The organism is Parabacteroides leei (genome assembly GCF_023369805.1).
GTDB classification, from domain to species: domain Bacteria; phylum Bacteroidota; class Bacteroidia; order Bacteroidales; family Tannerellaceae; genus Parabacteroides; species Parabacteroides leei.
The window spans coordinates 147,163-169,734 of the sequence record NZ_JAMBQG010000005.1 but is presented as its reverse complement, the minus strand read 5'-3'; the positions used below and the strand labels follow the sequence as shown (position 1 = coordinate 169,734).

Here is a 22,572-nt window from a genome sequence, read left to right as displayed (position 1 = left end):
CCGGATAATTTGACAATTATTCCCTAATACGCAACAAAGCCGGTTAACAGAGGCATATTTCCTCGCTAACCGGCCTTATTACAACGAATTATTTTTAATTGCGGATGCCCAGTTCTACCAGTTTCTGTTCGTCCAGAGCATACTTCCGTTCGATGCTTTGCAACAAGTCTTCGCTGATATTCAGCGGGCGGTTCAGCTTCTTCATTTCGCGGTATCCTTTATATACCTGGGTAATCATCTTACGTGGATTGAAAACCAGTGAAGAAGTGATCCAACAGCCATGCGTACACCAGCAGTTGGCCGTATCGCCGTGACCGATAGCAGCAATCTCCTGCTTCATGGCATCACTCTGCATGATCTTACTGATATTACAATCGTAATCCTTCACATTGCCGAGCGGTTCACGAAGCTCGCAGGCACGGAAACGACCGTCGTAGTCGATAACCAACGTTGTTTCCCCCGCCGTACAGTCCATGCCCCAGGGTGTCGGATGATCGATATTGGTTGCACGTACATTATATAATGTACGAATAAAGCCCAGATAGAAGAAACGGGCGATAGGCTTCCTGAAACCGCCGGTTTCTTCCGCCATCCGTTCGCCATATACATTATATATAGGTGCCACCTGGTCCTGCAAAGCACGCAAGGTAGGCTCGGTAAGCACTTTCACTCCGTCATCGCGTGTCATTCCGCGGGCAGCTTCGATGATATGGTTGGAAAGATGGAATCGACCTAACACCCAAAGCATCAGATCCTGTACCTCTTCCAGGTTATATTTTGTAATTACGGTGGCTAGATTCTTCAATACCCTGCCGTCGTCGGCAAAGTTCTCTTCAATCATCTTCAAGGTTCCCATCGCTTTGTAGAAGTTACCGGGAACGCCACGTTGTATATCGTGCGTATCACCAAAGCCGTCCATAGAGAGGCTCAGGTTAATATTCAGTTCCGGACAATTCCGGCGGATTTGTTTTACCCAGGCAATAATCCGTTCGGGTTTCAATCCGTTGGTAGGAATGTTCACGTCTTTTATCTCGTTATTCTTGTAGAACATTTCAATGATCTCGGGTAGTTCTTCACGCAGGGTAGGTTCCCCCCCCGATACCCATAAGCGATTGAATTGTCCGGCCGTTTCCGATATCCTCTTTATTTCGTCAAAGGTCAGGTCTTTTTCCTTCTTATCCATGTCCTCGGCATAGAAACACATTTTACATTTGGCATTACACCGTCCTGTGACAAACAGGAAGATAGATTCTAATTTTCTGTTTGTGCTCATCGCCCTGAAAGAGCTCTTTGTTCGTTTCGTACTCATTGCTATTATTGATTAGATTTCTCTATTAGTATTAGCTCCCATTTCTTATTTAGCAGATAGACAAATATATACATTCCAATTAGAACTATCGGCCAGACCTGAAAACATTCGCAAATTTCAACTATTATATAGCGCAAAACAATCTCCATTTGTGGGATTCAATGTTCTATTTTTAAGAATATCGACTAACGAGTCTAAATAGTCTTATATTTGTACGTTCAAAATATAGTGGAGATAACAACATGGAAGACAACATTCCTAAATTCGACATTCCTCTGGATTTTATTGTCGGAGACAGTATTACGGGTGAAATATTAAATCAGTACGGTCGCTTTCCCTGCAAGATCAAAGCCGGCATTTTCGTGCTTTGCGTACAAGGAACCGTACGGGCCACGGTCAACCTGACCGAATTCCTAATCAAGCCAAACGACTTCATAACACTTCCCCCGGGATGTTTCATCCAGATACATGAAGTATCCGATGATGTCAAACTTTGCTTTGCCGGATTCTCTTCTACTTTTGTGAGTCATATTAACTATATCAAGACGATTACAAACTATCTGCCTGTTATCTTCGACTGTCCGGTCATGCCGTTGCCCGAACAGGTATCCGTATTATACCAGGAAGCTTTTTCTCTATTGATCAAGGCTTATTCTATGCCTAAGACTATTGATAATAAAGAGATTATAAGGTCTGTTTTCACGATCTTCATGCAGGGAGTTATCGAGTTGTACAAAAATCATACGCCTTACAGCAATGCTCCGATGACACGCAACATGGAGATATGCCGTGAGTTCGTACAGCTGGCAATGGAAAACTACACGAAAGAGCATAGCGTTTCTTATTATGCCAAAAGGCTTAACATTACCTTGCAACATTTCTGCTATGTGATAAAGAAAGTCAGCGGTCGGACGGCGTTGGATATCCTGAGCAATATCATTATCATGGATGCAAAAGCACAGCTAAAATCGACCGATATGCCGGTTAAGAAGATCGCATTTGCCCTAGGATTCGACAACCTGTCGTTCTTCAATAAATATTTCAGACAACACGTGGGAATGACTCCTCAGGAATACAGAGAAAGCTAAAAAAGGGATATGCCGGATGCAAACCTCTATAAACAATTAAAGCCTGTCTCACGACAAGCCCTAACCAAACTTTGTTAACCTTAAATCTAATACTATTATGAAAAAACCACAGTACAAATGTACGGATCTTTCCAGAAGTAGCAATAGTTAAAATGCTAATTAGTGTTGTATAGCACATAAGAAAGGCTAACAAGATTCAAGATATTTATTATTAGATTTCGAAATGTTAAAATGAGGCATTCGTTTGTGAAATAACACACCTCCTGTCCCCTCTCCAGAGGGAAAAAATTGGCATTGGCCACTATTACAAAACAATAAAAAACAGGGCATAAAAAAAGAGGCGCTACATAAAGCAACGCCTCTCAAGCAATACATATATATAATGTATATTAGTCTTGCAACTTAGCAGCAATGAATTCGCGGTTCAAACGAGCGATGTTGCTGACAGAGATATTCTTCGGACATTCCATTTCGCAAGCACGCGTGTTGGTACAGTTGCCGAAGCCCAGTTCGTCCATCTTGGCAACCATTGCTTTCGCACGACGAGCAGCTTCTACCTTACCCTGAGGCAACAGAGCCAACTGGCTAACCTTTGCAGAAACGAACAGCATAGCCGAACCGTTCTTACAAGCAGCAGCACAAGCACCGCAACCGATACATGCAGCAGCATCCATAGCCATTTCAGCATCTGCACGAGGGATAGCGATTGAATTGGCATCAGGTACACCACCTGTGTTTACTGATACGAAACCACCAGCCTGGATGATTTTATCGTAAGCATAACGGTCTACCATCAAGTCGCGGATTACCGGAAAACCGGCAGAACGCCACGGTTCGATCGTAATAGTTTCGCCATCATTGAAACGACGCATATAAAGCTGGCAAGTAGTTGCGCCAGTTGCAGGTCCGTGCGGATGTCCGTTTACATACAAAGAACACATACCGCAGATACCTTCACGACAGTCGTGGTCGAATACGATCGGCTCTTTACCTTCACTGACCAAACGTTCATTCAAAATGTCCAACATTTCCAGGAAAGAAACACTCTGATTGATTTTGTCTATTTGGTAAGTCTCAAATTGTCCTTTATCTTTCGGACTTTTCTGACGCCAAACTTTAAGTGTTACTTTTATATCTTTATCCATGATTCTAATTTTTGTGATTGATGATTATTACTTCTTGTAGTTACGTGTTTGAGGAACAACGAACTGATAGTTCAAATCTTCCTTCAGCATAACCGGGTCTTTGTCTTCACCCTGGTATTCCCAACAAGATACGTACATGAACTTATCGTCATGACGCAGGGCTTCGCCTTCCTCGGTCTGGTGCTCTGTACGGAAGTGTCCTCCACAAGATTCGGCACGATCCAACGCATCGTGTGCCATCAATGTACCAATCTCAATAAAGTCAGCCAAACGCAATGCTTTATCCAACTCTACGTTCAGATTATCGGCTTCACCCGGGATATATACATTACTCCAGAACTCTTTCTTCAGGTCTTTCAACATCTGGATCGCTTCCTGCAAACCTTTTGCATCACGTGCCATACCTACGTGTTCCCACATGATATGACCCAGTTTCTTATGGATAGAATCTACCGACTCTTTACCCTTGATACTCATCAATTTCTTGATACGGTCTTTGATACCCTTTTCAGCTTCTGCAAACTCAGGCAGGTCGGTGCTGAAACGCGGAACCTGGATCTGGTCTGACAGATAGTTCTGGATTGTATAAGGCAATACAAAGTAGCCATCGGCCAATCCCTGCATCAACGCAGAAGCACCCAGACGGTTAGCTCCATGGTCAGAGAAGTTAGCTTCACCGATAGCGAACAGACCCGGAATAGAAGTCATCAATTCATAGTCAACCCACAGACCACCCATCGAGTAGTGCAATGCAGGATAAATCATCATCGGAGTTTCATATGGATCGTCGTTGGTAATTTCTTCGTACATGTCGAACAAGTTACCATATTTTGCTTTCACAACATCCTTACCCAGACGGTTGATAGCGTCGGAGAAATCGAGGAATACGGCCAAACCTGTGTTGTTCACACCGAAGCCGGCGTCGCAACGTTCTTTAGCAGCACGTGAAGCCACGTCACGCGGAACCAGGTTACCGAATGCCGGATAACGGCGTTCCAGATAGTAGTCGCGGTCTGCTTCAGGAATATCTTTACCTTTCTTGGTTCCGGCCTGCAATGCTTTTGCATCTTCCAGTTTCTTCGGAACCCAGATACGACCGTCGTTACGCAATGATTCTGACATCAAAGTCAACTTAGACTGATAGTCACCTTTCACCGGTACACAAGTCGGGTGGATCTGCACCATACAAGGGTTAGCGAAGTAAGCACCTTTCTTGTAGCACTGCCATGCAGCAGAACCGTTGGAAGCCATTGCGTTGGTAGACAGGAAGAATGTATTTACATAACCACCTGTTGCAACAACTACGGCATGAGCGGAGAAACGTTCGATCTTACCGGTGATCAGGTTACGTGCAATGATACCGCGAGCACGGCCATCCACCTTAACAACGTCCAGCATTTCGTGACGAGTGTACATCTTTACTTTGTTCAAACCGATCATACGGCTCAAAGCAGAGTAAGCACCCAATAACAACTGCTGTCCGGTCTGACCGCGGGCATAGAACGTACGGGATACCTGAGCACCACCGAATGAACGGTTATCCAACAGACCACCGTATTCGCGAGCGAAAGGAACACCCTGTGCCACGCACTGGTCGATAATAGAGTTTGACACTTCAGCCAGACGATAAACGTTTGCTTCGCGGGCACGGTAGTCACCACCTTTAATTGTATCGTAGAACAGACGGTAAACAGAGTCTCCATCATTCTGATAATTCTTTGCAGCATTGATACCACCCTGTGCAGCGATAGAGTGTGCACGACGGGGAGAATCCTGGATACAGAAATTCAACACATTGAATCCCATTTCTGCCAGAGAGGCAGCAGCAGAAGCACCGGCCAGACCAGTACCAACTACAATTACGTCCAGGCGACGTTTGTTTGCGGGATTCACCAGTTTCTGATGATCTTTATAATTTTTCCACTTCTCAGCCAACGGGCCCTGAGGGATTTTAGAATCTATCTGAGTCATAATGATTTATTTTCAATTGTTACACCTTAAATTAATGTCCTGCACAAACAGCTACATAATCACCGCCTACACCATTCAGGTAGAATACGATAGTAATAATAGCAAAGATCACGCAAATAGCAGTGGCTACGATCTTTGAAATGCAGATCCAACGGTTCATCCAGATTGTGTTATTCCAACCGATTGTCTGGATAGCGCTCCAGAATCCGTGAGTCAGGTGGAACCACAAAGCTACGTACCATACCAGGTAAAGAACTGTGTTCAGGATATTACCCTGGAAGTAGTAGTTGATAAACGCTGCACCGTCCTGAGGAGATACGGTAGTCGTTCCGTCGCAAAGAGTTACTGTGTGATTGCCCAGAAGTTCGGCGAACATCATCTTATACCAGAACTGGCTGAAGTGCAACACCAGGAACAGGACAATGATGATGCCCAGTACCAGCATGTTCTGAGATGCCCATTCCACTCCTTTCGGACGAGCGTTGATTGCATAACGGTCGTTACCACGAGCCTTACGGTTCTGGAGTGTAAGAAGAACTGCATACACAAAGTGAATCACAACGCCTGCTGCCAACACCAATGTTGCTGCAACGGCATACCAATTAGCTCCCAACAATGAGCAAATCATGTTATAGGCTTCTCCCGAGAAAGCAGCCGCCACATTCATTGACAAGTGGAACAATAAGAACAAAACAAGAAAAAGCCCTGTAATACTCATTATCAGCTTTTTCCCGATAGAAGAATTAAGTAACCACATAAGATAATAATTTAAGTTATTTAATTGTTTTTAAAGATTCGTTTCAACCAGCTTAATTGTCACGCAAAGGTATGCTAAATACACGTATCACGCAAACGATTAAAGAAATATTTCGCCAATTCAAGCCATGCATTTCGGTCGAAAGAAATCCCGCATTATCCGCCCTGCAATAATTAACATACATATTCCGTTTTGTATCAATAAATAATCTATTTTCACCGAACAATTAATGACTCTGTATGCTACATCATAAAATACTGTGCCTCACACTAGTCACGCTCTTTGCCACCACTATTTCCTCACAGGAAAAAGATAGCGCAACAGTCGTGCACTCCATACATGAGTTCGAAAGGACTTATGATAAAATAACAGAGAATAAAGCATTTAAAATACTGCATATACCGGTACCGTTATTTGCCATATCAGCATTGACCTACAATCAGGGGAACAAGTTCCGGACCATGCGGAACACCTACGTTCCGAACTTCCGGTATCACTACGACGATTTCCTGCAATATGCACCGCTGGCGGCCGTAATAGGCATGAAGCTGGGAGGTGTGGAAAGCCGCAGTTCGTGGGAACGGATGCTGGTATCGGATGCTTTCTCAGCCTCCTTGATGGCACTCATGGTAAACAGCATGAAATATTCCATCGACCGCACACGCCCCGACGGCTCATCGAACAATTCTTTCCCTTCCGGGCACACGGCCACGGCATTTATGGCTGCCACCATCATGCACAGGGAATACGGACTTACCCGCAGCCCTTTATACAGTATCGGCGGATATACCATAGCCACCGCCACCGCCTTCAGCCGACAATTGAACAACCGTCATTGGCTGAGCGATGTATTGGCCGGGGCAGGAATCGGGATATTATCTACTGAACTGGGGTATTTCCTGGCCGATCTCATTTTCAAAGACAAAGGGTTAAACCTGCCTGACAGGATAAGAGAGTCTGCCCCCAAAGGCGGCTGCCCTTCCTTTCTCGAGTTTGGCGTAGGATATAGCATTATAAACGGAAGTATCGAGATTGGAAAACAGATCCGCCTCACTTCACCGGGAGCAACTCATGTCAGTGTGAAAGGTGGCTATTTCTTCAATCCCTATATCGGCATTGGTGCTGAAGTTACGGCCCTTACCAGTCCGATGGCTTTTGACATGTCGTTATACAACGGATCTTCCCCTTCGGAGAGTTATAATATCATACGGGTTCATGCCGATCCGACAGGCGTATTTACTTTTACCGGCGGTCCCTATTTCTCTTTGCCTGTGGCAGGAAAGTTACTACTGGGAACTAAGTTCCAGGCTGGCTACTCCCACTTTTTGGGAAATGAAGTTGAAATCGATATACAGGATAAAATGCCCCCTAATATAATCAAAAAAGATATCATCTTTATGAAAGGGGAAAGTAGTAACGGCCTCATCATGCGTACCGGCATTTCCGCAACAGGTATTATCAACCGGAATCTGGGCATCCGCATGTATGTGGATTACGATTATACTTCGCTGAATGCTCCTTACCGGATATTGTCTAATCCAGGAGAAGAAAAACCTGTATATGGCGATCTCCATTACAGCAAACATAAGATGCATTACTTTACGATCGGTGCTGCTGTAACCGCTTTATTCTGGTAAAAGCGACTGTTCACACAGAGCCAACAAATTGTATACATGCAACAATATTTATCAATAAGCACGTGAAATACTAATAAATACGAAACATATAAAGTTTTTACGACAACTTCGTAATGTTATTTACGAACATTTCGTATGTTTGCTTCATAAACATAAAAGCAAATACCATGAAAACAAATGTATTTATCAGAAGCATCCTATGCTTACTCACGGCATGCCTGTTTCAACTAGTAAGTGCACAGTTGCCCGTTGCCGAATATCAGCCGGGGATAGCAATCCTGACAGGTCAGATCAAGAACTTCAACCCTGAGCAGAACCTGGATATCCGTTGCTCAGCCCCCAGCCTGATAATGATGCGAACCGATCCTATATTTATACAACCGGACAGCACTGGACATTTCCGTCAAAACGTCGCACTGAAATATACAACACAGGTTAGAGTCAAAATAGGAAAAGATTACCTGTACCTGCTGATGTCGCCCGATAACAAGGAATACCATTTGTCGATCGAAGCGAATGAACAAGGAGCCCAGATGCCCATTCGCATTTCCGGGCCGTACGCAGAAATCAACAACAGTTTCAACTTTAAGCTGAAACGACTGTCTATAAACATGTTCGTCCCCACAACCTGCGAACTCACCCCAGACCAGTATAAAGAGACATGCCTGCAAGACCTACTGAAAATAAATACGGAAAACAACAGTCTGCCGGACATCAGTACGGAAGCAAAAAAACTAATGGAGTTAACCAATGCTTTCGAATGCCTTGAGAATCTGAACCGCTGCAAATACGCAATGATCTATTCCCGCATACAAAAAGACAATCTGCAACGTATGGTAGCGTTCGGACTTTACAAAGATTTCCGGTTACCCGACAACTATTTCGACTACCTGAAAGAAATGCCTTTGAATGATCCGGAAGCACTACTATGCTACAACTTCAGCAATGCAATTCCTTTTCCCGGCGATTATCAAACATATCAGGACGAAGATGAATATTACAAGTACATATTGGCATATGCTCCAATGACCCAGGAAGAAAGAGATATGATAAACGACTACATTAAAAACAGGTATAAATCTGACAACTATCCTCACGGCAATGAAGTAATGGCTATCAGTATGAAATACGAAAATATCTACCAAAAGAAACAAGATACTGATCTGTTGGAATTGAAAAAAAGACTATCCTCATTGGCCGGCCAAGAACATTCTATGATTACAGAATTGGCAGACATTCGTTTTGCCTATTTTCAATTTAGGAATTTCAAACCGTTGACAGCACAGCTGGAAGCTTATTACGGACAATCTCTCACCAACCCACTCTGTATCAATTTGCTGAACGACACCAACGAAAGCATGAAACCCAAAAAGAAAATACAGCCTAAAGCAGGTTTCATTCTACGCGACAATCCGGACTGCACAGCCGATCAGGTACTGGATGCCATCATCGAAAAGAATAAAGGGAAAATACAGCTTATCGACATGTGGGCTACCTGGTGCGTCGGTTGCCGGCAGACAATTAAAGAATACGAACCTTTAAAGAAAGACTTCCCCGATGTCGCCTTCGTATACCTGACAAACGAAACATCCCCATTGGATTTATGGAAAAAACTGATCCCCGATATTGCAGGCGAACATTACCGCCTGGGCGCCAAACAATGGGACTATCTATGGACCCGCTTCAAACTGCAAGGTGTCCCCTACTACCTCATCATCGATGAAAAAGGAGAGATTAAAGATCAATTCATTTACACCAACAAGAAAGAAGTACAGAAGAAATTAAGTGAATTAGTTAGCCGGTGAGTCGGAAGAATTGAACTTTTTTAGCTATGTTTGCAAATGCATAATTAAAAAAGGCAATGAAGACACTGGTACACACTGAGAAAGAACATATAGAAGAGATCATCCGTAGCTGCGACGTCTGTTTCGTCGGTCTGGCAGATACGGATGGTACACCTTACGTTATTCCTATGAACTTTGGCTATCGCGATGGTGTTATTTATTTACATTCTGCCCAGGAAGGTCGCAGCATTTCTATTTTGGAGCGTAATCCGAAGATCTGTATCACGTTCAGTACCGATCACGACTTGGTATTCCAGCATCCCGAAGTAGCTTGCAGCTATCGTATGCGTTCGAAAAGCGTCATAGCTTGGGGAGAAGTACGGTATGAAGAAGATTTCGATAAGAAAGTGGAAGCCCTGGATATTATTATGAAACAATATTCAGACAAAGAATTCCGTTATTCAGACCCGGCAGTTAAAAACGTAAAGATATGGCTGGTAGACCTCGATGAAGTAACATGCAAAGAGTTCGGGGCACCACACAATAAATACTAAACATTTAATAGAATGAGTATATGAAGAATTTGTTAGCGATATTTTTAATGGCAATCCTGTTCGTTTCATGCGAAGGGCCACAAGGTCCTCCGGGAGAAAATGCCGAACCGACTTACTGGATCATAGAAAATGATATAGAAGTCAAATCAAGTGACTGGCAACTCAGCAAAAATGAAGCCGGAGAACCAATCTATACATACGATTTTAGGATCAAAGACAAAGATTATAACCTTTATATGAAAGCTTACGAAAACGGCTTGGTTACCAGCTATATGTACCTGGATCACAAAGACGATAAACTGGAAGCACAAACACCGCTTCCCAATCCTGTAAACCGGCAAGACAAAGACGGCAACCAATGGACAGAAACCTACTCATACGATTACACTATTGACGGATTTATCATCTTCAAAGTGTCGATCTCTGATTTCTATCTCGATCAAAAGCCGCCGACGACATATTTCAGAGTAGCTTTAACCTATTAAAAGTACACATATATCAGATATTTAATGTACTTTTGCCCAAAATAAGATTTTCAAAATAATGGGATTGCAAAAGCATAGCAAGGTACTGAATGAAACAGTAGAGAAGCTTTCGGACGAGAGCTCATACAAACAACTGTTCCATGCATACCGTGACGAAGAGGCATTACCTTCGGGAGAAGTACTGAAGGACATCATAGACCTGTGCCGCGCAATCCTGTTCCCGGGCTACTACGGGAATGCGCGGATCAATAAACAAACGATCCGCTTCCATACCGGAGTGAACGTAGAAACCCTGCATACCTTGCTCTGCCGGCAGATCTATGCCGGACTTTGCCTGGCTGATACCAGCTGTACTTCCTGCCCGGAAGAAAAAATACAAGCCCGTGCGGAAGCACTAACCGAAGCATTCATCGCAACCCTTCCGGAGATGCGAAGCCTGCTCGCTACCGATGCCGAAGCCGCCTACAACGGCGACCCCGCTGCACAGAACATCAGTGAAGTGATATTCTGCTACCCCGGGTTCCGGGCCATCTGCAACTACCGTATCGCACACCAGCTCTATAAGCTCCGTGTCCCTTTCATCCCCCGTATGATCACCGAAATGGCTCATTCCGAAACAGGAATCGACATTCATCCGGGAGCTGAGATCGGACACTATTTCTCTATCGACCACGGAACAGGAACCGTGATAGGCGAAACCAGTATCATCGGGAACCGTGTACGTATCTTCCAGGGCGTCAGCCTTGCCGGAGAGAAATTGCCCCCCGACGAAAACGGGAATGCCATCCGCGGCGTAGCCCGTCACCCGATCCTGGAAGACGACGTAACAGTCTATTCCAATGCTACTCTGCTGGGCAGGATACGGATCGGCAAAGGAGCGACGGTCTGTGGTAACGTCTGGATCACCGGCGATGTTCCTCCCGGCGACGTGATTACGCAAAATAAAATAACTAAATAAATATCTTTTCTTACAACGCACACAAATGAGTAACGAAACATTTGACATGGTGGCCAAAACCCTATACGGGTTAGAAGAAATACTGGCCGGTGAGTTATTAGCTATTGGCGCTAACGATATCGAAATCGGACGCCGGATGGTATCTTTCACAGGAGACAAAGAAGTGCTTTACAAAGCAAACTTCTACTGCCGCACCGCACTGCGCATCCTGAAACCGATTTATCGCTTTAAAGCCAAAGACGCCGATACGGTTTACAAGGAAGTAAAGAAAGTAGTATGGGAAAACTACATGTCACTGGACAAGACCTTCGCGATCGACTCCGTGATCTATTCCGACGATTTCAACCATTCAAAGTTCGTTGCCTACCGCACGAAAGACGCGATCGTCGACTATTTTATGGAGAAGCACAACAAGCGGCCTTCCGTACGTGTGAATAATCCGGACTTATATATCAACATACATATCTCGCACAACGACTGTACACTGTCGATCGACAGTTCGGGCGAGAGCCTGCACAAACGCGGCTACCGTGTCGAGCAGACAGAAGCTCCGTTGAACGAAGTACTGGCCGCCGGCATGATTCTGAAGACCGGCTGGAAAGGCGAGACGAACTTCGTCGACCCGATGTGCGGTTCCGGTACGTTGCTGATCGAAGCGGCCATGATCGCCCTCAACATCGCTCCGGGTATCCATCGCAAAGAATTCGCCTTCGAGAAATGGATCGATTTCGACCAGGAACTGTTCGACCGCATCTACAACGACGAAAGCCGGGAACGCGAGTTCACCTTCAAATGCTATGGCTCGGATATCAACCCGACAGCTATCGAAATTGCCCAGAAGAATATCCGCAGTGCCGGACTGGTTAAATACATCGACCTGCAAACACTGCCCTTCCAGCAGTATGCAGACGCACCGCAACCGGGTATCATGGTAACCAACCCTCCTTACGGCGAACGTATATCCAGCCGCGACCTGCTCGGACTTTATACGATGATCGGCGAACGCATCAAACATGTATTCACCGGTTATAAAGTATGGATACTGAGCTACAAAGACGAATGTTTCGACAAGATCGGCCTGCGTCCGAGCGAGAAGATGAAACTGATCAACGGTTCGCTCGACTGCGAATACCGTTGCTACGATATCTTTGAAGGAAAGAACAAAGATTATAAGAAAGCATTGAACGAAGAAGGAGGGGAAGCATCTTCCGCCCCACGTCCTAAGACGGAGTTCCCCAGAAAAGAATATGGAAGCCGGAACAACGACCGTCCTGCCGGCCGCCCTAATTTCAAATCCGACCGTATGGATAGTCCAGCCCGCCGTTTTGCCGCCGCCCATAGCGAAGATGAAAGCGAACGCGCTTCGGCAGCTCCCGGCAAGCGTTTCTTCGGCGAAGAACGGGGAGACGGACGCCCGGCCCGCAAACAATTCGGTAGCGAACGTCCGGTTCGTCCCATTTTGCTGAAAGCCGGCGAGAAACGTCCGGTCAAGATGCGTTACAAAGACGAAGACGATAAGTTCTCGAAGAACAGAAAGGATTTTGGAGACAGAAAACGTAGAGGTGGAGAAGGACGCTCATTCAAGAAACCATTCAAAAGAGGCACTGATGATTTTAAAGACAAATTCGACGATTAAACATCTGCTGCTCCTTTGTATGTTCGCTTTATCTACACCTATGGCATTGATGGCGCAAGACAAACAGTTTACTTTACACGACCTGATCCCCGGAGGGAAAACGCACAGCCGCTTCGTTCCGGAAAACCGGTCGCAGTTGCAATGGGTCGGCGACGACATGTATATATATGTAGAAAAGAACAGCGTAATAGGAGCCAAACCGAAACATTACCCGGAGATACGTGTCAGCCTCTCCGGGCTGAATGAGGCGTTACAGGCTGCCGGACTAGATACTGTGGGACGTATGCCGTCTTTCTCGGTACCTTACAAAGACAAACAGATACTGGCGTTCACCTCCAAGCAGCACCGTATCCATTACGATATGCAGCAACATAAGGTGGTAGCCGACTACAAGCTGGACCGAAAATGGAGCAATTACGAGTTCTGCCCGGCCAACAACTACCTGGCTTTCACGGAAGGCAACAACATACAGATCCTTTTGCCGGAGAACCGACCGGAGATTGTTACACGTGAAACAAAAGACGGTATCGTGTGCGGACAGGCCGTTCACCAGCGGGAATTCGGCATCAACAAAGGCCTATTCTGGTCGCCGGAAGGTGACGCCTTGGCTTTCTACCGCATGGACGAGAGCATGGTGACCGACTATCCGATCGTCAATATCGATGCCCGCTGTGCAAAGGTCGAACCCGTTAAGTACCCGATGGCAGGAATGAAAAGCCATGAAGTGACGGTAGGCGTCTACAACCTGGCAAGCGGCAACACAGTCTGGCTGAAAACCGGTACCCCCAAAGAAAAATACCTGACGAACATCGCCTGGAGCCCTGACGGGAAAAGCATCTATATCGCGGAATTGAACCGTGACCAGAACGAAATGCACCTGGTACGCTACTCTGCCCTGACAGGCGAAAAGGAGGCCGACCTGTTCACCGAAACAAACGAACATTATGTCGAGCCACTTCATCCCGTACTCTTCCTGCCCAACGACCCGGATAAGTTCATCTGGCAAAGCCAACGCGACGGATACAACCATCTTTACCTGTACGATACGACCGGCAAGCTATTGAAACAGCTCACCAAAGGCGAATGGGTTGTCACGGGCGTAAACGGCTTTGATGCCAAAGGCGAAAACCTCTTCCTCACTTCCACCCAACCGCACATGCTGAGTTCGTTCAGCTACGGGACACCGATGAACGTGAACGGCTGGAGGCTAAACCTGAAGAAAGGCGACACACAGCTCCTCACCTGGAGCGCCGGCCTGAAAAGCGTGCATACCCTGTCCGTGAGTCCTTCCGGGAAATATGCGATAGATAGCTACGAAGCCCCTAAGATACCGCGTAATATCGACATTGTACAAACGAAGGACGGAAAGGTACTCGAAAACCTCCTGACCGCTAAAAACCCGTACGAAGGCTATGCGATGCCTGAGATAGAAGCCGGCATACTAAAGGCTGCCGATGGCACGACCGACCTGCATTACCGCCTGGTAAAACCTGTCGGACTGGATGAAAACAAGAAATACCCGACCATCGTCTACGTCTACGGCGGCCCTCACTCGCAACTGGTTACAGGCGGATGGCTGAACGGCGTAAGAGGCTGGGATATCTATATGGCACAGCGCGGATATGTAGTCTACACCATCGACAACCGGGGAACTTCGAACCGGGGATTTGCTTTCGAAAGCGTAATCCACCGCAACCTGGGAGTGAACGAGATGGCCGACCAAATGAAGGGTGTGGAGTACCTCAAATCGTTGCCCTACGTGGATGCCGACCGCATCGGTGTACACGGATGGAGTTACGGAGGCTTCATGACGACCAACCTGATCCTGACGTATCCCGATGTATTCAAAGTCGGTGTAGCCGGTGGCCCGGTGATCGACTGGAGCAATTACGAGATCATGTACGGCGAACGGTATATGGATCGTCCGCAGGATAATCCCGAAGGATATAAGAATGCCAACATGAAGCTGAAAGCAGGCAACCTGAAAGGCCACCTGCTCCAGATACACGGCGACATCGACCCGGTAGTGGTATGGCAACACAGCCTCGGCTTCCTGAAAGCCTGCGTGGATGCAAATACCTACCCTGATTATTTCGTATATCCCCGTCACCAGCATAATGTGATCGGCAAAGACCGTCCGCATCTGTATGAGAAGATTACACGATACTTTGATGATTATTTAAAATAAATTACGACGATATGAACATTCTGTTATTAGGCTCCGGCGGCCGCGAACACGCAATAGCCTGGAAGATTGCCCAAAGCCCGAAAGTAGACAAATTATTCATTGCCCCCGGCAACGCAGGTACTGCGCAGGTGGGAACCAATGTACATATCAAGGCAGACGATTTCCAGGCCATCAAGGATTTTGTTCTGGCAAACAACGTGGGCATGGTAGTTGTCGGCCCGGAAGACCCGTTGGTAAAAGGTGTCTACGACTTCTTCAAGAACGACGCTTCCCTGACCGGTATCCCGGTGATCGGTCCCTCTAAAGCCGGTGCACAGCTGGAGGGCAGCAAAGACTTTGCCAAGGCTTTCATGATGCGTCACAACATACCGACAGCCCGTTACAAGAGTATCACTGCCGAAAACCTGGAAGAAGGCTATGCCTTCCTCGAATCGCTGGCAGCTCCTTACGTATTGAAAGCCGACGGACTGGCGGCCGGTAAAGGTGTATTGATCCTCGAAACACTGGAAGAAGCGAAAAAGGAACTGGGCGACATGCTGAACGGTATGTTCGGCGATGCCAGCAAGACAGTCGTTATCGAAGAGTTCCTGACAGGTATCGAATGCTCCGTATTCGTCATGACCGACGGCACAAACTACAAAGTACTTCCGGTAGCCAAAGATTATAAACGTATCGGTGAAGGCAACACAGGCCTCAACACCGGCGGTATGGGTGCCGTTTCCCCTGTTCCTTTCGCCGATGAAGCCTATATGGCAAAAGTGGACGAACAGATCATCCGTCCGACCATCGAAGGACTGAAAGCGGAAGGGATCGACTACAAAGGTTTCATCTTCCTCGGCCTGATTAACGAGAACGACCCGAAGGTGATCGAATACAACTGCCGTATGGGTGACCCGGAGACGGAAGTAGTTATGCTCCGTATCCAAAGCGACCTGGTAGACCTGCTGGAAGGCGTAGCCGAGGGTAATCTCGACAAGCGCACACTGACGATAGACCCGCGTGCCGCCGTTACCGTTATGTTGGTGAGCGGCGGTTATCCCGAAGCCTATGAAAAAGGCAAATTGATCTACGGCCTGGACGATGTTCCATCCGACAACATCCTTTTCCACGCCGGCACCGTTGCCGCGAGCGGCCGTATCATGACCAACGGGGGACGCGTCATCGCCGTCAGCTCTTACGGAGCCGACAAGGAAGAGGCCCTGGCCCGCTCTTTTGCCGGTGCAAAGAAAATACTCTTCGACAAGAAGTATTTCAGAAGCGATATAGGGTTCGATTTGTAAACAAAGATGCAAGGATCCTACAGTTACACACGCAGGCACAGTTTATCCGGCACAGGTACATTCGTTGCCGTGTTACTGGCCTGTGTCGTATGCTGGGTAATCAGCTACATGAATTCGGTGGGATATCCGGTATATGGCGAGGTGACTGCCCCTCCGTTGTGGAACGCCATCTGCCAGGTACTGCCCGGCAAGGCTTTCACCTACGGCATCGGTATATTATTGATGTTCGGAGGTGCTTTCCTGATCCACCGGGCCAACTATATACTGGTCCTGATCCGGGAAAAGACGCTGTTGCCTTTTCTCTTTTATGTACTGTTCATCAGCACCAATCCGGACTTCCTCCCGCTGAAATCGACTTCGCTGGGTGTATTTTGCCTCATACTGGCTATCTACCAGCTATTCATGTCCTATCACGACCCGGAAGCCAAAAGCAACGCCTACAACGCGGCACTGCTCATCGGTGTAGGTAGCCTGTTATGGATTCATATCCTGTGGTTCCTGCCGCTGTTCTGGATGGGGATGTATAACTTCAGGACATTGAACCTGCGGACCTTCCTTGCCTCCCTATTAGGGGTCGGCACGATCTACTGGTTCCTGTTGGGCTGGTGTGTCTGGTTCCGCGACTTCACGCCGTTCACGATCCCGTTTGCCTCCCTGCTTAAGATACGTTTCCTGGTTTCACAGGAGATCGGGCTATTGGACTGGATCGGTATACTCTGGGTAGCCTTCCTGACAACCGCTTCCGCCATCAACATTATTACACATGAGTTCGAGGATGTCTTGCGTACACGCCAATTCTTATCCTTCCTGATCGCCATGTCGGTATGGGCATTCGCCCTTTATTTCCTTTATGAGCAGGCCTCCGAAGAGTTCCTGGAAACAGCTTGTGTGCCTGCCTCGATACTGATAGCCCATTTCTTCACCGTTATGCGAGGTAAGATCATCTTCTGGATGTTCTATTCGACAATTGTACTTTTTATTTCCCTCATGATATTACGTCTATGGAATTTCTTATAGAATATGGATACATCGGGGTGTTTATCGCCTCATTCCTGGCAGCTACCATCTTGCCCTTCAGTAGTGAGGTAGTACTGACAGGTGTGCTGCTGGCCGGCTCCTCCTACTGGCCCTGCATGATCGCCGCCACCCTGGGTAATTTCCTGGGCGGTATGAGTTGCTACTGGCTCGGTATGCTCGGCAAAGTGGAATGGATCGAAAAATACCTCAAACTGGATGCCAGGAAGCTGCAAAAGGTACAGGATTGGATCGCGGGGAAAGGCTCCTGGATGGGCTTCTTCGTCTTCCTGCCCGGCATTGGCGACTTTATCGCAGTGGCGCTGGGTTTCCTCCGCGCCAACATCTGGATCGTCGCCATCTCCATGTTCCTGGGCAAAGCCATCCGCTATTGGGTGTGGATGGAGTTCGTTTATAAGGTGCAGGGGTGGCTATAAGATGCCGGTATTTATGGGATGCGGATGATTACACCGGTAAAGACATTCCCACGGCGGACGTAGATGGGATAATCTTTCCGGTAATACGTATAGTTGCAGGTAACCGTTAATTTTCCACCGTCGATCTGCACATCGAACATATCGTCAGTCTGATAGTCGAATTCCACATCATCCGGGAATTGCATTTCCACGACATTATCGGAAGAAGATATCTCAGCGACAGTTTTACCGTATTCCGGCAAATCCTGAGAGTCGGGATAGAGAGAAGCATATTTTACCACGGCTCCCACATTGACTGAGGTTCCCGTATTCGAAACATCCTTCATGATCGCCGATTCGACATAAAACTGATAGTAGGCAGCTCCCACCATCACAGCAACCTTCCCTGAAGGAAATTCCTTTATCGTCTCCTCATCAAAAGCCTGGTAAAGGTATCCCGGCAACACGGCCGCTTTCCGCACAAGCCCGTCTCCCACCCTGGGAGGAACGACTTTGCCGATCCCGCTTGCTCCTCCGAGCTCCACCAGCAGGCACGACGAAGTGCTGAAATTATTTTCATCCGTGATATAGATATCCGAATTGCCTAACCGGGTACGCCCGTTATCTTCATTTAGCATATTCAATGTAGTAATATTCTGCAAGTCTACGGAATCATCGTCATCGGAACAGGAAGCTACTAAAAACACATTCGCAATGAACAAAAGTTGGAATAACAGATTCTTTTTCATCTTTTATTAAATTCTAGTTTTACAATAGGTAAAAGTTCTCAAAGATATTTATATTATCAATGACCGAAAGCTTTTCTCCTCTAAAAAATAATAATATATCCCGGCCATTTCATCTCCCCGCACTTCTCCATTGCGAAGCCGGCATACCGACATGCTTGATAAAAGCACGGCTGAAAGTCTTCACCGAGCTATATCCTGTCGCACCTGCAATCTTCCCCAGCGGCCAATCCGTATGATCCAGCAGGTCTGCGACAACCAGCCAACGGTATTTCTCGATCCATTTGTCGGCGGGCAGTCCGGTCAGAGCCTTAATACAACCCGACAGTTCCGTGGTTGTCAGATTCAGCTTCTTCGCATAAAATCCCGGATGATGGATCATGTAATGGTGAACCATCTCGACAAAAAGGTCGAAAAACTCGCTTCCCGTCTGTTTATTATAGACGATCCCCGTTTGCATGCCGTGCCAAAGCTCTTCCTCCGTTGCTTCACGCCCGAGGAAAGAGATGAAGATATCTTTCGGAGTATATTTACGGTATTCTATTTTCATGATAGTATCTTTTTGAGGAGATTATTCTATTTTACACACACAAATTCGTTCCCACAATATCCAGAAGACGAATTTATACATTATTATTCACCCTTGGATTAATCAGAGGACTAATTACAGAGATATTATTCACCCTTCTAAAAATGCAAGAACGAATTATAGATCACAAATTCGCCCTTACACTATTGAGGGAACGAATTTACTTACTCAGCCAACCACTTATTCAGCTGTGTCAATATCTGCTCCTTGATATCCTCCGGCATATTGCCGATACGGGCACGGTGGCTGCCGCGAGGCTGGAAGTAGACCTGCTCGTTCACTTTGCCTTTAAACTGAGGGACATGGGCAGCACTCCAGGGGTCGATCTCGCCATAGATGAAGATCATCTTCGGGTCGTTATCCTTCAGAAAGTTATATATCTTATGATAGAGGGCAGGACGGAATTCCACCTTGTCGACCAACTCTTTGGGTAGCATAATGCGGTTGAGGTAACCTTTGCTGCTGTCGATGGTCAGGTATTTCTTGAAAGGCTTCGTGTCGTAACCGTAGTAACCCAGTTCGCGGGCAGCCTGTACGAAGAAAGAGATGTTGGGCTGGTTCTCGGCAAAATAGTCGGGACTGCTGATCTCCATCAGATGCTTGAACAAAGCCGGACTGTCGGAATGCAAAGAAGGGATGACGGATACAGGAGTGCCCCATTGCCAGAGGGCAAAGGGATATTCCAGTACGCAATAATCGAGCACTTCGGCCATCGGGATGCGGTATTCCAGGTTCTTATCTTTGGAGAAAGCTTCGAGCAAGGGAAGCATTTCGGCTTTACGCTTCAAGACTTCACGCTGGAAGTCTTCTATCTTCCGGCGTTCCTGCCGGGTACCGACCTTGCGGAGGAAAGGCTCATGGCGGCCGTCTTCAACGCCTTTACACAACGGACCGACGTAAGGGACAGAGATATCCACATCATCGGGAAAAAATGCACGGTAAAGCATAGTGGTCTGGCCACCTTTACTGATACCGGTGCTGATCCATTTGCCGGTATACAACTGTTTGAACGTCTGGTTGACGTTGTGCAGGTCGTATGCCGAGTTTTCGGCAGTCAGGTAATCCCAGTTACAAGGCTCGGGGGTCGACTCGAGGAAGTAACGGTATTCTACAAAAATAAGGTTGGCATCGAGCAACCGGGTCAACTCTTCCTGATATTTGGGATTGAGAGCGTAAGCACCACCGTAGCCCTCGGTCACTATAACGGTGGGCCGGTCGAAACCGACATGCCCCACAACGACACGCTGGGTGAAGGTTCCGGCGGAAGGATCTTTCGGGTCTACTTGTTGGGTGATGCGCACCAGGTACTTTTCCGGATAGACATCCGATTCGAGTTGTTCGATACCGCTGATCCCTTTAAGGGCAGCGAGTTTCTCTTTCAGTTCGCCCGGAGCGGCAAAGGCAACCAGGGTACAAAGAAAAGAGAATAGCAAGAGGTTGAATGTTCTTCTCATGGTTTATCTTTTTTGTTATCGATATCCTTCTTCTTGCTGATCGTACGGATCAGCCCTTCATATTTCGCCCGTTTGACGGCCGACCCGGCAAAGATACGATTATAATCTTCACGGGAAAAGTTCTGCAGATTCTCTTTTTGAAGGGAAAGAAAGTCGGGCGTAGGACGGAAAGCCTCTTCACGCGTGGGCCGGGCGAAACGGTTCCAGGGACAGACCTCCTGACAAGTATCACAACCGTAGAGGCGATCGCCCAGACGGGCAGCGTACTGCGAAGGGATATCGCCTTTATTTTCGATGGTGAGGTAGGAGATGCATTTGTTTGCGTTCAGACGGCAAGCACTTTCGAGAGCACCCGTCGGACAAGCATCCAGGCAACGATGGCAAGCGCCGCAACGGTTCTTCAGGGGACTGTCGTAATCGAGTTCCAACGTGGTGACGATCTCACCGAGGAAGAAGAAAGAGCCTTTACCGGGGATGATAAGGTTGGTGTTCTTTCCGATCCAGCCGAGGCCGGCTTTCCAGGCCCAGTAACGTTCAAGAAGGGGGGCGGAGTCGGTGAAGGCACGGGCTTCCGGGGCGGGCGCCTGGGAGAAGGCAGGGAGAAGCTCTTCCGTGATATATTGCCAGAGTTGGCGGAGCTTGTCCTTTACTACAATATGGTAGTCTTTTCCGTAGGCGTAATAGGAAATGCGGGGAGCATCGGGGGATTGTTTCTGTGCCGGATAATAGTTGAGGGCGACGGAGATAACGGAGCGGGCACCTTCCACCAGGCCGGTGGGGTCGAGACGGATATCCCGGTAGTTCTCCATATATTTCATTCCGGCATGGTATCCTTCGGCTATCCACCGGTCAAAAAACAAAGCTTCGGTGTCTGCGGAAGAAACCTCTGCTATTCCGCAGGCATCGAAGCCTAATTCTTTTGCTTTCTCCTTTATACTGATAGATAGATTCATTCGAACACCTTGAACGTATACCCTTCCTTCTGTAGCCATTCGATGGCGCGGGGCATGGCTTCACGCATGTTGCGCTCGGCTTTGAGGGAGTCGTGGAAAACGATGACTGAGCCGTTGCGGGCATAGTTCTTTACCACGTTGAATACACCGTTGGGAGTCATGTGCGGACTATAATCGCGGGTCACCACATCCCACATGATGATCTTGTACTTCTTCCTGAGGGCCACTACCTGCGGGAAACGCATATGTCCGTGCGGCGGACGGTATAGGTCGCTGTGGATATATCCGGCAGCTTGCTCGATATCATCCAGGTAGTTCTTCGTCCAATACTGAAGCCCCTGAATATGGTGGAAGGTATGATTGCCTACCCGGTGTCCGCGATCGAGCACCATCCGGTAAACTTCAGGGTGTTTGCGGACATTATCTCCTACACAGAAGAAGGTAGCTTTCACGCCATATTTGTCGAGTATATCCAAGACCCAAGGGGTAACCTCGGGAATAGGACCGTCGTCGAAGGTGAGATATACACACTTCTCCTTGGCCGGTATCCGCCAGATTACCCCTGGGAACAGGACCCTGTAAAACCAGGGCGGTTGTTCTATAAACAT

Annotated in this window: 20 protein-coding genes; 11 read left to right on the top strand and 9 right to left on the bottom strand. The window is 47.3% G+C overall.

Going from position 1 to position 22,572, the window contains the following annotated elements; genetic code table 11:
- Positions 1–94: 94 nt before the first annotated feature.
- Positions 95–1,309 carry a radical SAM protein gene (locus tag M1P97_RS09745; RefSeq protein WP_195370384.1) on the bottom strand — a complete coding sequence of 405 codons (1,215 nt, stop codon included), beginning with the start codon at positions 1,307–1,309 and terminating at the stop codon, positions 95–97.
- Positions 1,310–1,551: 242 nt separating this feature from the next.
- On the opposite strand from M1P97_RS09745, the gene M1P97_RS09740 reads away from it, so the two are divergent.
- Positions 1,552–2,397: a helix-turn-helix domain-containing protein gene (locus M1P97_RS09740; RefSeq protein WP_195370385.1), complete on the top strand. Its 846-nt coding sequence runs from the start codon at positions 1,552–1,554 to the stop codon at positions 2,395–2,397.
- Positions 2,398–2,786: 389 nt separating this feature from the next.
- Here M1P97_RS09740 and M1P97_RS09735 read toward each other — a convergent pair whose 3' ends face one another.
- The 3 genes from M1P97_RS09735 to M1P97_RS09725 are packed head-to-tail and all read right to left on the bottom strand — an operon-like array spanning position 2,787 to position 6,270.
- The gene (locus M1P97_RS09735) at positions 2,787–3,542 is read right to left on the bottom strand and encodes a succinate dehydrogenase/fumarate reductase iron-sulfur subunit (protein ID WP_122362168.1); all 756 of its coding nucleotides are present in this window, start codon (positions 3,540–3,542) and stop codon (positions 2,787–2,789) included.
- Positions 3,543–3,569: 27 nt separating this feature from the next.
- Entirely contained in the window at positions 3,570–5,513 is a 1,944-nt protein-coding gene (locus tag M1P97_RS09730) for a fumarate reductase/succinate dehydrogenase flavoprotein subunit (protein ID WP_075559508.1), read from the bottom strand.
- A gap of 31 nt (positions 5,514–5,544) precedes the next feature.
- Positions 5,545–6,270 carry a succinate dehydrogenase/fumarate reductase cytochrome b subunit gene (locus tag M1P97_RS09725; RefSeq protein ID WP_122362167.1) on the bottom strand — a complete coding sequence of 242 codons (726 nt, stop codon included), beginning with the start codon at positions 6,268–6,270 and terminating at the stop codon, positions 5,545–5,547.
- Between the two features lie 239 nt (positions 6,271–6,509).
- Between M1P97_RS09725 and M1P97_RS09720 the strand changes: the two genes are divergently transcribed.
- The 10 genes from M1P97_RS09720 to M1P97_RS09675 all read left to right on the top strand — a co-directional run bounded on the left by M1P97_RS09720 (position 6,510) and on the right by M1P97_RS09675 (position 18,243).
- Complete coding sequence (locus M1P97_RS09720) at positions 6,510–7,907, top strand: phosphatase PAP2 family protein (protein ID WP_195370386.1); 1,398 nt, start codon at positions 6,510–6,512, stop codon at positions 7,905–7,907.
- A 167-nt stretch (positions 7,908–8,074) separates the two neighbouring features.
- The gene (locus tag M1P97_RS09715) at positions 8,075–9,712 is read left to right on the top strand and encodes a TlpA family protein disulfide reductase (protein ID WP_249388964.1); all 1,638 of its coding nucleotides are present in this window, start codon (positions 8,075–8,077) and stop codon (positions 9,710–9,712) included.
- Positions 9,713–9,768: 56 nt separating this feature from the next.
- Positions 9,769–10,245 carry a pyridoxamine 5'-phosphate oxidase family protein gene (locus tag M1P97_RS09710; protein ID WP_195370388.1) on the top strand — a complete coding sequence of 159 codons (477 nt, stop codon included), beginning with the start codon at positions 9,769–9,771 and terminating at the stop codon, positions 10,243–10,245.
- Positions 10,246–10,265: 20 nt separating this feature from the next.
- Positions 10,266–10,730, top strand: a complete 465-nt coding sequence (locus M1P97_RS09705; protein ID WP_195370389.1) for a hypothetical protein — start codon at positions 10,266–10,268, stop codon at positions 10,728–10,730.
- Positions 10,731–10,788: 58 nt separating this feature from the next.
- Positions 10,789–11,688 (top strand): serine O-acetyltransferase, encoded by a 900-nt coding sequence (locus M1P97_RS09700; protein WP_195370390.1) that lies wholly within the window; start codon positions 10,789–10,791, stop codon positions 11,686–11,688.
- A 25-nt stretch (positions 11,689–11,713) separates the two neighbouring features.
- Entirely contained in the window at positions 11,714–13,324 is a 1,611-nt protein-coding gene (locus M1P97_RS09695) for a THUMP domain-containing class I SAM-dependent RNA methyltransferase (protein WP_249388963.1), read from the top strand.
- A complete protein-coding gene (locus M1P97_RS09690; RefSeq protein WP_249388962.1) occupies positions 13,296–15,512 on the top strand; it encodes a S9 family peptidase in 2,217 nt (738 codons plus the stop codon). The genes M1P97_RS09695 and M1P97_RS09690 overlap by 29 nt, the downstream gene beginning before the upstream one ends.
- 11 nt (positions 15,513–15,523) lie before the next feature.
- Positions 15,524–16,792 carry a phosphoribosylamine--glycine ligase gene (gene purD, locus M1P97_RS09685; RefSeq protein WP_249388961.1) on the top strand — a complete coding sequence of 423 codons (1,269 nt, stop codon included), beginning with the start codon at positions 15,524–15,526 and terminating at the stop codon, positions 16,790–16,792.
- A gap of 6 nt (positions 16,793–16,798) precedes the next feature.
- Positions 16,799–17,809 (top strand): hypothetical protein, encoded by a 1,011-nt coding sequence (locus M1P97_RS09680; RefSeq protein ID WP_195370393.1) that lies wholly within the window; start codon positions 16,799–16,801, stop codon positions 17,807–17,809.
- Complete coding sequence (locus M1P97_RS09675; protein WP_249388960.1) at positions 17,794–18,243, top strand: YqaA family protein; 450 nt, start codon at positions 17,794–17,796, stop codon at positions 18,241–18,243. The genes M1P97_RS09680 and M1P97_RS09675 overlap by 16 nt, the downstream gene beginning before the upstream one ends.
- A gap of 11 nt (positions 18,244–18,254) precedes the next feature.
- Here the strand turns inward: M1P97_RS09675 and M1P97_RS09670 are convergent, their stop codons facing one another.
- From M1P97_RS09670 to M1P97_RS09650, 5 genes are all read right to left on the bottom strand, one after another.
- A complete protein-coding gene (locus M1P97_RS09670; RefSeq protein WP_249388959.1) occupies positions 18,255–18,971 on the bottom strand; it encodes a DUF5036 family protein in 717 nt (238 codons plus the stop codon).
- Positions 18,972–19,080: 109 nt separating this feature from the next.
- Complete coding sequence (locus M1P97_RS09665) at positions 19,081–19,518, bottom strand: helix-turn-helix domain-containing protein (RefSeq protein ID WP_249388958.1); 438 nt, start codon at positions 19,516–19,518, stop codon at positions 19,081–19,083.
- 203 nt (positions 19,519–19,721) lie between these two features.
- Positions 19,722–21,011 (bottom strand): S28 family serine protease, encoded by a 1,290-nt coding sequence (locus M1P97_RS09660; RefSeq protein WP_249388957.1) that lies wholly within the window; start codon positions 21,009–21,011, stop codon positions 19,722–19,724.
- On the bottom strand, positions 21,008–21,964 hold the full coding sequence (queG, locus tag M1P97_RS09655; RefSeq protein WP_195370398.1) for a tRNA epoxyqueuosine(34) reductase QueG: 957 nt from the start codon (positions 21,962–21,964) through the stop codon (positions 21,008–21,010). The genes M1P97_RS09660 and queG overlap by 4 nt, the downstream gene beginning before the upstream one ends.
- On the bottom strand, positions 21,961–22,572 hold the full coding sequence (locus M1P97_RS09650) for a polysaccharide deacetylase family protein (protein WP_249388956.1): 612 nt from the start codon (positions 22,570–22,572) through the stop codon (positions 21,961–21,963). Before M1P97_RS09650 ends, queG begins: the two co-directional genes overlap by 4 nt.

Coding starts and splice junctions, on each gene's coding strand:
- M1P97_RS09745 (WP_195370384.1), bottom strand. CDS start 1,309: ATGAGTACGAAACGAACAAAGAGCTCTTTCAGGGCGATGAGCACAAAC.
- M1P97_RS09740 (WP_195370385.1), top strand. CDS start 1,552: ATGGAAGACAACATTCCTAAATTCGACATTCCTCTGGATTTTATTGTC.
- M1P97_RS09735 (WP_122362168.1), bottom strand. CDS start 3,542: ATGGATAAAGATATAAAAGTAACACTTAAAGTTTGGCGTCAGAAAAGT.
- M1P97_RS09730 (WP_075559508.1), bottom strand. CDS start 5,513: ATGACTCAGATAGATTCTAAAATCCCTCAGGGCCCGTTGGCTGAGAAG.
- M1P97_RS09725 (WP_122362167.1), bottom strand. CDS start 6,270: ATGTGGTTACTTAATTCTTCTATCGGGAAAAAGCTGATAATGAGTATT.
- M1P97_RS09720 (WP_195370386.1), top strand. CDS start 6,510: ATGCTACATCATAAAATACTGTGCCTCACACTAGTCACGCTCTTTGCC.
- M1P97_RS09715 (WP_249388964.1), top strand. CDS start 8,075: ATGAAAACAAATGTATTTATCAGAAGCATCCTATGCTTACTCACGGCA.
- M1P97_RS09710 (WP_195370388.1), top strand. CDS start 9,769: ATGAAGACACTGGTACACACTGAGAAAGAACATATAGAAGAGATCATC.
- M1P97_RS09705 (WP_195370389.1), top strand. CDS start 10,266: ATGAAGAATTTGTTAGCGATATTTTTAATGGCAATCCTGTTCGTTTCA.
- M1P97_RS09700 (WP_195370390.1), top strand. CDS start 10,789: ATGGGATTGCAAAAGCATAGCAAGGTACTGAATGAAACAGTAGAGAAG.
- M1P97_RS09695 (WP_249388963.1), top strand. CDS start 11,714: ATGAGTAACGAAACATTTGACATGGTGGCCAAAACCCTATACGGGTTA.
- M1P97_RS09690 (WP_249388962.1), top strand. CDS start 13,296: ATGATTTTAAAGACAAATTCGACGATTAAACATCTGCTGCTCCTTTGT.
- purD (WP_249388961.1), top strand. CDS start 15,524: ATGAACATTCTGTTATTAGGCTCCGGCGGCCGCGAACACGCAATAGCC.
- M1P97_RS09680 (WP_195370393.1), top strand. CDS start 16,799: ATGCAAGGATCCTACAGTTACACACGCAGGCACAGTTTATCCGGCACA.
- M1P97_RS09675 (WP_249388960.1), top strand. CDS start 17,794: ATGGAATTTCTTATAGAATATGGATACATCGGGGTGTTTATCGCCTCA.
- M1P97_RS09670 (WP_249388959.1), bottom strand. CDS start 18,971: ATGAAAAAGAATCTGTTATTCCAACTTTTGTTCATTGCGAATGTGTTT.
- M1P97_RS09665 (WP_249388958.1), bottom strand. CDS start 19,518: ATGAAAATAGAATACCGTAAATATACTCCGAAAGATATCTTCATCTCT.
- M1P97_RS09660 (WP_249388957.1), bottom strand. CDS start 21,011: ATGAGAAGAACATTCAACCTCTTGCTATTCTCTTTTCTTTGTACCCTG.
- queG (WP_195370398.1), bottom strand. CDS start 21,964: ATGAATCTATCTATCAGTATAAAGGAGAAAGCAAAAGAATTAGGCTTC.
- M1P97_RS09650 (WP_249388956.1), bottom strand. CDS start 22,572: ATGTTTATAGAACAACCGCCCTGGTTTTACAGGGTCCTGTTCCCAGGG.